This is a genomic window from Bacteroides caccae, assembly GCF_002222615.2.
In the GTDB taxonomy this organism is placed as follows: domain Bacteria; phylum Bacteroidota; class Bacteroidia; order Bacteroidales; family Bacteroidaceae; genus Bacteroides; species Bacteroides caccae.
In genome coordinates, this window is the sequence record NZ_CP022412.2 from 2,159,272 (window position 1) to 2,173,518 (window position 14,247).

The 14,247-nt window shown below is 37.7% G+C and carries 5 protein-coding genes and 1 other RNA gene; all 6 read left to right on the forward strand.

All coding sequences use genetic code 11. The features are described from left to right. The first annotated feature begins 147 nt into the window (after positions 1 to 147). The 6 genes from ssrA to CGC64_RS08370 all read left to right on the forward strand — a co-directional run bounded on the left by ssrA (position 148) and on the right by CGC64_RS08370 (position 14,241). Positions 148 to 544: a transfer-messenger RNA gene (gene ssrA, locus CGC64_RS08345) on the forward strand. 172 nt (positions 545 to 716) lie between these two features. Then, complete coding sequence (locus CGC64_RS08350; protein WP_105094981.1) at positions 717 to 4,646, forward strand: hybrid sensor histidine kinase/response regulator transcription factor; 3,930 nt, start codon at positions 717 to 719, stop codon at positions 4,644 to 4,646. Positions 4,647 to 4,903: 257 nt separating this feature from the next. Next, on the forward strand, positions 4,904 to 8,023 hold the full coding sequence (locus CGC64_RS08355; protein ID WP_005679400.1) for a SusC/RagA family TonB-linked outer membrane protein: 3,120 nt from the start codon (positions 4,904 to 4,906) through the stop codon (positions 8,021 to 8,023). Between the two features lie 6 nt (positions 8,024 to 8,029). Beyond that, entirely contained in the window at positions 8,030 to 9,913 is a 1,884-nt protein-coding gene (locus CGC64_RS08360) for a RagB/SusD family nutrient uptake outer membrane protein (RefSeq protein WP_005679402.1), read from the forward strand. 28 nt (positions 9,914 to 9,941) lie between these two features. Further along, positions 9,942 to 11,351: a DUF1735 domain-containing protein gene (locus CGC64_RS08365; protein ID WP_224241531.1), complete on the forward strand. Its 1,410-nt coding sequence runs from the start codon at positions 9,942 to 9,944 to the stop codon at positions 11,349 to 11,351. 91 nt (positions 11,352 to 11,442) lie between these two features. After that, the gene (locus CGC64_RS08370) at positions 11,443 to 14,241 is read left to right on the forward strand and encodes a M60 family metallopeptidase (RefSeq protein ID WP_227102802.1); all 2,799 of its coding nucleotides are present in this window, start codon (positions 11,443 to 11,445) and stop codon (positions 14,239 to 14,241) included. The last annotated feature ends 6 nt before the right edge of the window (positions 14,242 to 14,247 follow it).

Sequence of the window (14,247 nt, forward strand, 5' to 3'; positions counted from 1 at the left end):
TTTTGTGTTAAGAATAAATTTGCCCTGTAAAGATACTGCTTTGATATAATATTTGCTAACGTCTTCTCGTAATTTCGAAAACATTTCCTATCTTTGTACCCTTGAAAAGCGTTATAAACAAATGCTGTTTTGTACGAATAAGAATTTGGGCTTGACTGGATTTGACAGCGGGCAGAAATGGTAAGTAAGCATGCAGTGGGTCGGTAATTTCCACTTAAATCTCAGTTATCAAAATTTTATCTGGCGAAACTAATTACGCTCTTGCTGCTTAATCGAATCATAGTAGATTAGCTTAATCCAGGCACAAGGTGCCAGGACGAGACATCACTCGGAAGCTGTTGCTCCGAAGCATTCCGGTTCAGTGGTGCAGTTACATCGGGGATAGTCAAAGGCGGCCTCGCACTTTTGATGAAACTTTAGAGGATAAGGTGGGAATTGATGGCTTTGGTTCTGTTCCTGCACGAAAATTTAGGCAAAGATAAGCATGTAGAAAGCTTATGATTTCCTCGTTTGGACGAGGGTTCGATTCCCTCCAGGTCCACTATCAATGAATTAAACCTCTGGAAGCAGAGGTTTTTCTTTTTGATAATCGTTTTCTCCCATTCTATTGGGGACTAAATTCAATATTACAACAGTTTTTTTATATCTTTGACTGTTGATTTAAGTCAAATCTATTAATTATGCAAAAACACACTGTCTTTTTAATCATTTTGCTTATGCATTTTTTCCCTTTGGCACAGGCAAATGAGTATACTTTTAAACATATAACATCTGCTAATGGATTACCACAGAACTATGTACGTTCTGTTATACAAGATTCAAGAGGGTTTATGTGGTTTACTACTTTTGACGGTATAGTCCGGTATGATGGATATTCTTTCAAAACCTATCGTCGGTATGATAACGGATTAGATACCGGATTAATGTTGTACGTCACCGAAGATGCAGCCGGCAATCTATGGGTTGGTACGGAAATGGGACTTTACTGTTATGATATAGATACTGACCAGTTTACACGTATTTCTTCATATTTCCCGAAAGATTTCGGAATACAAAGAGCTATTCTCAAAATCAAAGCTGTAGGAGAAGACCAGATTTGGGTGTACACAGGTAAAGGGGGAATTTATCGGATTGATGTTATTGATAAAAAGAATAATAAATATCAATTGAAACAATATTTGAGTTCCTATTATTATTTTCCTAGCTTATGTATTCCTTTTAACGGATACTATTTAACTGTGGCAGAAGGAAAAGTTTATGCTTTTGATAAAGTCCGCAATACATTTGAACGCTTTCAGGAAGATATTCTCGAAGATGTTGATCAAATTTTTGTACACAAACAGCAACTCTATCTTCTCAAAAAAGGCTTAGCATACCTTTATAATGAGAAAACATCGACTCTTTTCCAACTGACAAACCATCCGGGGAGAGAGTTGTTCATTTCTTCGGATAACCAACTTTGGGTATCTAGTTTCGACGGTCTGTATCGTACGTCTTTGAAAGGGCTTACTCCGGAACGGGCTATGGAAACTGTTTTTAGTGGTAATCCCTGGACGACTTCATTTACTGAGGATAGTTTTGGTAATATATGGATTGGCACTTATCGTAACGGAACATTTTGCTTCCACAAGAACCAGACTCCTTTTCAAAAAAGTATGTCTGGCAAAAACATCGAATGTATGTCAACGGACCATTCCGGCAATTATTGGATAGGCAGCCTGAATGGTGAGGTATGTGTACTTGACTCCACACAAAAACAAATAATGGGGAAGACGATTTTCCCCAATGACATGATACATACAATTTGTGGTCAAGAGTCTTCAAACAAAGTATGGGTTGGTACCATGTATGGCCTTTATGAAGCATGGATAGAAAGTAACAAACAAATTGTTTATCAAAAAACTTCGGGAATAAATATCCCTTCTATCCGAAGTATTGTGCAGGACTCTTGTTTCTTGTGGATTGCATCTTATAACAATGGGGTTACTCTTTATAATTATTCTACTCAACAAAGTGTTGTAACTTATAAAACTGATTCTGAAGTTTTGCCTCTTCCCTCCAATACTATACGTACAATTCTGAAAGATAGAGAGAATAATTTATGGGTTGGTACGGCAGAAGGACTTGTTGTGTTAAATGGCAAAGAACGTTTCACATCTTCTCCCATATTACGGAAATTTAGCTTTGCCACTCATCAGAATAATCTGTTGTTTCAAGATAACATCGTTCATATTCGTGAAGCCAAGAATGGTGATATATGGGTAGGGACTTTAGACAATGGATTGTATTATCTGAAACGTAATCCCTCTACTAATGATTGGAACTATCAATGGATTAATGTTCAGAAGGGGCTTTCCAATAATTGTATCAAAGCTATATCGGAGGATACTAATAATTTTATCTGGGTAGCGACTAATAAAGGATTGAACAGGATTGATCCTCAAACGTTGTCCGTCAAAATCTACCAACTAAATGACGGGCTTGCAAATAATGAGTTTAGTGAAAGAGCTTATATAGAAAAAAGGAATGGAACTTTATATTTTGGCGGCATTAACGGTATTACCTCGTTTATTCCTGCTGTGTTTACGGAGGATACTATTCTTCCCAAACTTTCTTTTGTCAATCTTTCCATAAATAATAAGACTCTGAAAGTCGGAGAAGAAGTGAACAGGCAGATTCTATTGGAACGCTCCATTCTTAATACTGATAAACTGACATTATCCAGTCGTAACAATAATTTTTCATTCGACTTCGTTGCCTTGCATTTTACCTCCACAGATAAAATTATTTATAAGTATAAGTTGGAAGGGTTTGATAAAGAATGGATTACTAGCGAACAAGGTAATCGTTCGGCAAAATATACTAATATACCTCCCGGCAATTATCTTTTTTCTGTGAAAGCCTCTTGCAATGGTGAGACTTGGTCGGAACCACTGAAAATGGAAATTCAGGTTTTGCAGCCGCTTTTACTCCGGTGGTATTTTATACTATTATATATACTTATAAGTATATTCATTGTATATATGATTATCCGGAATTTCAAGATTCGTGAGAAAAGGAAGAATGAACTCTTTCTTGCACAGAAAGAAAAACAACAGATACGGGAACTGTCAGAGATGAAAATGAATTTCTTTATGAATCTGTCACATGAATTTCGTACTCCGTTGACATTGATTATTTCTCCTCTGCAAAAATTACTTTCTACGCCGGATATCTCGAAGGATGAATTGTATCGTCATCTGATGAACATACAACATAATAGTTCTATATTATTACGTTTGATAAATCAGATACTTAAATTGTCTAAGCAAGACAAAGGCAAACTGGATATCGAACTACGGGAGGGGGATATCGTGGAATTTTGTAGAAATTGTTTCTCACAATTCCTTCAAATAGCTCATGACAAGCAGATACAGTTTGCATTTAATACAAATGCCTCTTACATTCTTTTGTTATTTGATGCATATAAAATGGAAGAAATTCTGTATAATCTTCTTTCCAATGCTATCAAGCATACGCCTGACGGAGGTTCTATCACATTGGATGTCATGGAACAAGAGAAAGGTGTTTCTATTCACATAACCGACTCGGGTACGGGAATGACAGAAGAAGTGAAAAAACATATTTTCGAACGTTTCTATTCGGAATCAGGAGTCGGCATCGGACTTTCTTTGACTAAAAGTCTGGTCGAACTTCATAAAGGAACAATTCTGTTCAAGAGTACTGAGGGGGAAGGGACTGTTTTCCAAGTCTTTATTCCCTTCCAAAATAAGAATACTCTTATAGAACCATTATCAGAGACAACAACATTCTCACAGGAGGATTCTGGTCCCTTTACTGCATCAGAATATATACATCCGGAAATAGAGGATAGAGACAGAGATATGAGTGATAAACCGGCTTTGCTTATTGTGGATGATAATAAAGGTATTGTACAAATATTGGATGAGTTGTTTTGTCCTTATTATAAGATATTGACTACTTTCAATGGTAAAGAGGCTTTTGACCTTTGTTTGTCTCAAATACCGTCATTGGTCATCTCAGATATCTATATGCCGGAGATGAATGGAATAGAACTCTGTTCCGCTATTAAATCGACGAAAGAGACTTCACATATTCCTGTAATTCTTCTAACGGCAAAGACATCTAAAGAGATACAGCAAGAAGGATTGTCTGTTTATGCGGATGCTTATTGCAGTAAGCCTTTTGATAATGATATTTTAATTTCCACAGTACATTCTATCCTTACCAACCGACAAATGTTGGCCCAAAAGTTTAGTAATAACTTAATGTCTGAGGAAGATCCTACTACTGTTTTTCCGGAAAAGACCGATAGGGATTTTATTCAAAAAATCATAAAGGTGGTAGAAGATAATATTGCTAATGAAGAATTGAGTGTTTCGTTACTTTGCCGTACAATAGGAATGAGCCAATTGACACTCAACAAGAAGATAAAACAACTGACTAACCAGACAACAAATGCTTTTATCCGGAGTATTCGGTTGAAGGTTGCTTCACAAATGATATTATCACAAAAGTATAGTATTTCTGAAGTTACTTATGCGGTAGGTTTTAGTGATTTACGTTATTTTAGAGAATGCTTCAAAAAGGAGTTTGGAGTATTACCTTCCGATTACAAAAAATAATAGCTTTCTCTAGGGGGAGGGGGATAAATTATATAAAAACTATCTTTTTTCTCCCCCTTTCTAATTCCTCCCCTCTCAAATATAAATATCCCACCCCACACTCTTTTTTAAAGTTCCTTTCTTTGCGTATACTCAAAATGCAAAGAGATAAAAGGTCGAACTTTAAAAAGAAAGGAGGAAATTAATAAGTAAAGAGATTAAATGAAACTGTATTATGAATCTTAAATTAGTATTGTGATTAACTTTAATAAACATACATGAAACCAAATTTATTTCACACCCAATTTTTCCGGTTGTTTTTTCTTATTTTATTAGCCGGAATATCAATCCAAACTTACGCTGCAAAGGACAGCCAGGCAGCTCCTAAAAAGCGTACTATTACCGGTACGGTAATTTCCGAAGGAGACAATATGCCCATTATCGGAGCCAATGTATGGCTTAAAAACAGCTCGACGGGAGCTATTACCGATTTGGACGGTAAATATTCTATTACTATCGACAACTCGGTTGTAGGTGGAGTACTCGTATTCTCATATATAGGAATGAGTACTCAGGAAGTTGCGATAGGAAACCAAAACGTTATCAATGTGACTCTAAAGTTTGATACTGAAAAAATCGACGAAGTGGTAGTCGTAGGTTACGGTCATCAGAAAAAAGCCAGTGTCATCGGTTCTATTTCCACTATTGATATGGCAGGTGTTAAAGTTCCAGGTTCTTCTATTTCGAGTGTACTGGCGGGACAACTAGCAGGAGTTGTTGCGATGAATCGCACGGGAGAACCGGGAAAAGCCAGCGCAGCCGATTTCTATATTCGAGGGGTATCTTCTTTTACCGGTGGTAACACTCCATTGGTATTGGTAGACGGAATCGAACGGGATTTGGACTTAGTAGATGTAGAGGATATCGCTTCTTTTTCTATATTAAAAGATGCTTCCGCTTCCGCTGTTTATGGTGTGCGAGGAGCTAATGGTGTAATCTTGATTACAACCAAGAAAGGGGCAGAGGGTAAACCTGTTATTAATGCCAGAGTAGAAGCTGGTTTTACTCAACCTACCAAAATGCCGGAATTTGTAAACTCTGCACAATGGGCTGAATTATACAATGAGATGAAAGGTTATGAATATTATACTCCAGAGCAAATAGGATATTTCCAGAATGGGACAGATCCCGATTTGTATCCTGATGTTGACTGGATGCATGAACTTTATAAGAATATGGCCTCTAACCAGCGGGTAAATTTGAATGTATCCGGTGGAGGTGATATTTGTAAATACTTTGTTTCCGGTTCGCTGTATAATGAAGGTTCTATTTTTAGAAATGCAGGGCAACGATATGACTATGATACATCTCTTCGTTACAATAAATATAGCTTCCGTGCTAATATGGATTTTAATGTAACAAAGTCTACTGTTCTGAATGTAAATCTGGCCAATATATATGAGAAGTTTTATGGTCCCGGTGTAGAGAAAGATAAAATCTGGTCGAGAGCTTTCGAAGCTTCTCCCGGTGTTTATCCTAAAGAATATTCAGACGGAACTCTTTCTTATCCGAGTATGCAAGGTGGCGAGAATCCTTGGAATCTTTTAGTTCATTCCGGATATCGCGAACAATTTTGGAATTCCGCACAGTCACTTATCGGAATCAATCAGGATTTAGGAGATTTAGTCACCAAAGGGCTGACAGCTTCTATTAAATTTTCCTGGGATGCGGTTAATACTAACACCATTGTTCGTTCTAAAACACCGAATCAATATTATGCTAAGGGTCGTGATGAAGACGGGAATTTGATTTTTGGTAGTCCTATTGTGACCGGAACAGACGAATTAGGACTTAGTGAAAGTGGTAGTGGTTCCATTACTACCTATTTGGAAGGTAGTATCAACTATAATCGGTTGTTTGCCGAGAAACATCGTGTAGGTGCCATGCTTTTATACAATCATAAGGTTACAAACAAGAAACTGACTTATAGCAAAACCCTTTCATTACCTTATAAATATCAAGGACTTGCCGGGCGTGTGACTTATGCTTTTAAGGATACTTATTTTGCTGAATTTAATATGGGATATAACGGTTCGGAAAACTTTGCCAAGGGACATCGGTTCGGATTTTTCCCGGCTTATGCTGTCGGTTGGATGATTTCTAATGAGAAATTCTGGGAACCAATTCTTCCGGTTGTCAGTGAATTGAAATTGAAAGCGTCCTATGGTAGTGTGGGAAATGACGCGATTGGTGGAGACCGGTGGATTTATCAATCAACTATCAGCACCAACAATGGGTGGAATTATGGCGAGAACGGAAGTGAAGGAGGCGGAGGTATCCAAGTCGGAAATGTTGAAAATTTAAATGTCAGTTGGGAAAAAGCTTATAAAACCAATTTGGGATTTGAAATGAGACTGTTTGACAGAATTAAGATACAAGCTGATTATTTTCATGAAAAACGTGAAGGGGTATTTATTAACCGACAAGGACTTCCGGCTATCGTCGGACTGACAACAAAACCGAAAACCAATATCGGGGCGTCTGTTAACCGGGGAGTGGATGCAACACTCGAATATGAGGAAAAAGTCGGAGAGGTGTTTTTGACCGGGCGGGCTAATTTTACATTCAACCGGAATAAATTACTGAATAACGACGAAGTAGAACACCTTTATAAATATCAAAACAGTATTGGAAAAACATTCGGAACTGGAGGAAACCATACTTTCGGACTTATAGCTGAAGGATTGTTTCAAAGCCAGGAAGAAATAGACAATGCTCCCGAACAGAATTTTGGAACTTATCGTGTGGGTGATGTCAGATACAGAGACGTTAATGGAGACGGAGTGGTTGATACATATGATAAAGTGGCTTTAGGATATACAAATATTCCGGAGATTACTTATGGTTTCGGACTGACTGCCCAATGGAGAAGCTGGGATATCAATGCTTTCTTCCAGGGAATAGCTCATTGTACTTTCTATATTGGCGGCACTGCAATGCGTCCTTTCTCTACCGGTAATATTAATCAAAGTGCAATCAATGCTGATATTTACGATCATGTGTGGAAGACAACCAATACACCGGAACAGAACCTGGCTGCTTACTATCCCAGATTGAGTGAAGCCGGTGGGGAAGGTTCTACTAACAATAACCAGACATCTACACTTACTATGCGGGACGGGCGCTTCTTGCGACTGAAAAATTTTGAAATTGGATACACTATTCCCAAGTCTATTCTTGAAAAAACGTTTATCAAATCTACCCGTATTTATGTCTCAGGGAGTAATTTGCTGACCTTTAGTAAATTCAAATTATGGGATCCGGAAACCGGAAGTTCAGACGGAGGTATTTATCCTCCATTAAGAGTTTTCACAATAGGTTTGAACGCTAAATTCTAATATAATATGAAACGATATATGAAAAAAATAACTAAATACTGTTCTTCTTTGTTTGTGTGTGTCTTACTGCTGTCACAAACATCATGTGACTCTTTTCTGGATAGACAGGAAGATGAAGCGCTGACTTTGGATAAAGTGTGGGAAACCCGTGCGGATTCACGTAAATATTGGTTAACTACTATGAGTTTCTTACCGGATGACGCTAATGATTTCCAATATACTCCGTGGAGCGGGGCAGCTGATGAAGTAACAGTTTCAATGCGAAACCGTGAATATCATATTATGACTTCCGGAGCTTGGAATCCGTCAAATGTACCTTACGAACGTATGAGTACTTATTATAGAGGGATACGTGAGTGTAACATATTTTTAGCTAATATTGATCGTTGTACTGACCCGTTGTTGAGCAATGATGAAAAAGAACAGTGGAAGGTACAAACTCGTTTTGCACGTTGTTATTACTATTTTCTGATGATGAGAATCTACGGACCGGTATTCATTCTGCATGATGAGCTGCTTGATTTTACAAAAAGTGCTGCTGAACTGGAACGTCCCCGTAATACATGGGATGAATGTGTGAATTATGTAATAGGTGAGTTGAATTCGTTGATTGAGAGCCCGTATATGAAGTCTAACTGGACTTCCAGTACAGAAAAGGGCTTGGCTACCAAAGGTGCTTGCCAAGCCATAATCTCACGCTTGACTCTTTATTCTGCACGTGATTTGTTTAATGGAAATACGATGTATGCCTCTGTTAAAAATCCTGATGGAACGAATCTGTTTCCGCAGAATTATGATGCGGCAAAGTGGAAAACGGCAGCAGATGCAGCATACAAGATCATTGATGGCAATCTTTACCAATTATATCACTCTGATGATGATGATCCGTATGATAATTATTATGGCATAACACAAGAAAAGTGGAACAGTGAGTTAATATGGACTACCGGTTCGAAAGGCCGTTTTATAATGTCGGCTCATACATGTCCTACTTCCGTTGCAGGTAGTTCTTCTTGGGGATTTGTCGGGGTTACTCAGCAACAAGTGGATGCCTATCCAATGGCAAAGACAGGTAGGTTTCCTATTACAGGTTATGAATCAGACGGTAGTCCTATAGTTGATCAGGAGTCTGGTTATCCTATGGACGAGATGGCTTATACTGATTTCGTCTATCCTGCATGGGGAGGAGCTGCTTCTTACAAACTGAATACTGTAAAGATGTGTACGGAAAGAGATCCGCGTTTTTATGTAACAGTTTTCTTTAGTGGGAGCAAATGGCATCATGGTAATGAAATGACACTTACTTCTTTTGCTCATGGGGCCAACGGTTATACTTCGGACGCTCGTCCTAAGTCTGGTTTTTTGGTGAATCGCTTTTATGACCATACGGCTAATTCGGCAAATGGACAATGGGGAGAAATTACTTTTCCGACTTTCCGGTTGGGAGAAATTTACCTGAATTTTATAGAGGCTGTGTTAGAATGTAAAATTAGAGGGGTGAATATCCCGGCTAATTATTATACCAAAGCAATGGAAGTGTGGCAAGAGCTGAGAGCAAGAGTTGCTCTGCCGTCTATTACTGAATCTTATCCTCATGCTGATGATAATGAATTACTTGATTTATGCCGTAAAGAACGTCGTGTAGAGCTGGCTTTCGAAAATCATCGTTTTTTTGATACTCGTACTTGGAAAATCGCTGAAGAATGTGACGGGGGTAAGATGTGGGGTATGAATGTGGAAACTACCGGAAGCGGTGATGTAACTCCTGATAGTTTTTGGGAAAGAACAGTGTTTGAAAAACGTGTATTCAAAAAACAACATTACTTGTATCCGTTTACTCAGACAGAAATCAGCTTGAACAAACAACTGACACAAAATTATGGGTGGTAATTTCGTAAATCAACAAAAAGAAAACTGTATGAAAAACAATATATTTAAAATCATCATCTTTTTTCTCGCATTAGTGTCATTAGGCGCTTGTGATGATGGATGTGAGGATTATTTGGATCAATATGAGTCTATTCTCTATTTTAAAAATAATGGAGAGCAGCATGTTACTATTTATGATACAAGCAATGAAGCCAGTTGTGAATTCACCGTTATTAGGGCCGGATATAATTCAAAGAAATATTCAACAGTTGATGTTTCTGTTTTAGATGCTGTTAATATACAAATTTATAATGCAGAAAATGAAACGGATTATAAATTGTTACCTGATAACTGTTTCAAGCTGGAAACACCAACATTGGCGTTTGAAGATACCGATAACCACAAAAAGGTAAAGGCGTTTTTCTATATTGATAAAATTAAAGAATTGGATAAGGCCAACTATATTTTGCCACTTGTCTTGAATAATTCTAGTGATGATATCAATATTGATAAAAGGCAAATATTTATTGTTCCGGATATTGTCACCCCTTATCTCTATTTTGAAAAATCAGGTTATCAGCCTTATAAAGCGGAAGAAGGTGGGGAAACAAGTTTCGATATTACTATACCTATAAGTATGCCGATGGAAAATAATTGGGATTTTGATTGCACTTTAAAGATTAATCCTGAATTGTTGACTGCTTATAATGAGACTAATCATGCAGATTTCGAATTACTACCGGATAATTGTTATACTTTAGCAGAAAAGGTTTCGTTCGTTTCCGGAAAAAGTACAAGTATCGCTACGGTTAAAATTAATATTCCGGATGATTTGAAATTTGGTAAATACATGTTACCGATAGAATTGTCCGAATGTAGTATGCCTACATTTGACATTAAAGAAGGGACAAATACTTATCTGGCTGGTATCGTATATCAGAAGCATATTGATATAACAGAATTAGAAGAGATCAAACTGACAGAAAGCATGATCTCCAGCAATGCGAGAACTGAAGATTTTGAATCATTGGATCCACGTACGCAACTTGTCAATATCATTGATGGAGATATCAATACCTCCTTCCATTCGTATTGGGCATTTCATGGTTATCCTAGTGATTTCTCGGAATTCCCATATATACAGGTTGAATTGCCTCATGTGTATAGTGGTTTTAAATTTAGCTATATCACTAGAACCGCCGCTAATGGTTCTAACAATGGTAATGCAAATCCGCAAGAGCTCAATATTTATACAAGTGAGAATGGAATAGACTTTACTTTATTGAAAACTTTAAGTGATGATCTGCCATTGTCAGAAATGGGAGCTACTTATGAATCGGAACTTATGGTGCCAATGTCTGGTTCGTTCAGATATCTGCGTATTGAATCGACTCATTCTAAAGAGTCAATACTGAATGCTATAGCTATTGCCGAGTTAAATTTATGGGTTGCGGAATAAATCAAATAATATACTTATAAATTAAAAATGTATGGATAAACAAGATATACAAAGAATCAAAAGCTTAATTTTGGTTATGCTTATATGCTGCATGCCAGTCTTCTGTGGATGCAATGATGAAGATGAAAATCATTCTATACCTCAATTGGAAATAGCGGAAGAATTTCTAATACAGGATTTCGATAACAAAAAACATGATATCGAAATACCGGTAATTACCAATTTATCCAAGGATGAATGGCGTATTACATCTTCTGCCCCAAACTGGTGTATGGCGACGAAAGTTATTGACGAAAACATGGTGCGTCTGTATATTCCTGCCAGTGAAGAACCAGAGGTCAGAGAAGCAGTAGTAAAAGTTGTTTCGACAGTCAAAGAATATACTATCAAGGTTCGGCAACTAGGATATGGTCCGGCAATTTTGGTTACTCCGCTTACTGCCACTACATTGTCTGCCGACGGTGGAGATGTGAGACTTAAAATTACATCTAATATAGATTATAAGGTCAATATACCAGAAGTCTGTGATTGGTTGAACGAGACGACTGTTCCTGATACACGTGCCCTGAGTAGTAAAGAACATACTTTCCATATTGATAATTATGCGATGTACGGAGAGGTGCGTTCTGCTTCTATTCATTTTGATAATGAGAAATATGAAGGCGTAGCGGCTGAATGTGTTATTCAACAAAAACCGTTGGAACCTAATACCGATGATGTTGAACCGGGCGGAGATGTTATGTTCAAACCTACCGGTGGAACTGCCAGTCAGTATCAACCGGGACAAGAAATAGAAAAATGTTGGGATGGACTTGGTGGAAATAATTTTTATCATAGTCCTTGGGCTGCGGGAGCCACGAAATTCCCTGTCATTCTTGAGTTTGATTTTGACGGAACACATACATTGGATTATTTTGTTTATACTCCGCGAAGTACCGGAGGAGGTCATTGGGGGACATTTGACCTGTATTATGCAACACAAGACACACCTGAATATATTCTTCTGGGTTCATACGATTTCAAGAAGTCAACTTCGCAAACTAAACTTGCTATGGGTAAACCATTAGCAAAGATCACTAAATTAAAGGTTGTAATTAATACCGCAAAAGATGATTATGTGAACTGTGAAGAAATCGAATTTTATGAGATGAAATCAGGCTTGAGTGAACAAGAGAAACAGCTGTTAAGTGTATTTACAGATCTCACTTGTAGCGAAGTGCGTCCGGAGGCAACTATGCAACAAATTCAAGCATTGCCCGGCTATTTTATCAATATAGCTATGCAACTGAAAAACGGCACTTATGATACTTGGGAAAAGAAATTCCGAATTCAGGAATACAAACCTTATAGTACTCCTAATAATTGGGCTGATAAACTGTATATGAAATCATACACTGATTTGGATAATCCTACTGGTATCTATGTAAATTCAGGTGATGAATTAATAGTCATGGTAGGAGAAACTTATGGGAATACTATTAGTTTACAAGCGATTCGATCCTCCAATTTGAGTGGAGACAAATACATGTTGAATGAAGGTATCAACAAACTCCAAATGAAGGGTGATGGTATGTTGTTTGTTATGTATAACACCGAACTAACTTCGGAGAATGCGAAACCTGTAAAGATTCATATACCATTGACTTCCGGTACAGTTAGCGGTTATTTTGATTTGGAAAGGGATAAGACCGATGCAGTTTACACAGAACTTCTTCAAAAGGCGACCTATGAATATTTTCTTATTAAAGGAAATGAAATGTTACTGAATTTTCATCGTACCAAGTTACTTCAGTGGCAGCCGAATTCTATAGTTGAGTATATCACTATGTTTGATCATTTTGTGAACTGGCAATACGAACTATTAGGCTTGGAGGATATTCGTCCTGCATTGTTCAATAATCATGTGAATGGTTCTTCGATCAATGATGATAGTTATATGTGGGCCGGTAACGGACAAATAGGTTTCGGGATTAATGCATTGGACGAATTTATGCCTACTGAAAAGTTATATACCGAACGACGCTGCTGGGGCCCTGCCCATGAAATCGGTCACCTTCACCAGGGAGCTATTGCCTGGACCGGTTGTTTTGAGTCATCCAATAACCTCTTTTCAAATTATGTACTTTATAAGATAGGGAGAGAATGTTCAAACGGAGCTCCGTTGAGCGTATTGGCAGACAGGAAACTGAATAACCGTCCTTTCTGTAATTTCCTTGGCGATCCCAAGAAGGAAGATACGGAAATTCATATGCGTATATACTGGCAATTATGGCTTTATTTCCACCGATGTGGTATCAAATCCGATTTCTACCCGGAATTATTCAAGAAATTGCGTAATAATAGAAACTTGAATAATATCCCTGTAGGAGAGCGCCAAATGCTATTTGTGAAATATGCCAGTGACATAGCTCAAAAGAATTTGGCAGATTTCTTTGATATGTGGGGATTTATGACTCCGGTAGATGAAACTATCGAACAATATGGGTCAAATCGCTATACTGTCACCAATGCAATGATTGCAGAAACTAGAGAATACACTTCCAAATATCCGAATCCTCAACCTTTCTACTATATTGAAGATCGGAAAGACGGAGATGCAGGTTTGGAAAGTCTGGGACTGACTGGTAAAATAGGGGATGTAGGTCACTATACTCAGTTTAAAGAGAATCAAAAGATAACCAAGACCCCGACTTATAGTGCCAGTGGACAGCAAGTAACCATAATTAACGGTAATGAAGCGGTAGCTTTTGAAATCTGGAAAGACGGAAAACGAAAATACTTCTCTAACTTCCTGAAGTTCACTTTACCCGACGAACTTCCTGTCAGCCAATGTACTATCAGAGCCGTACAAGCAGACGGTAAACTGATAACTGTTGAACGTTCCAAATAAAATGTA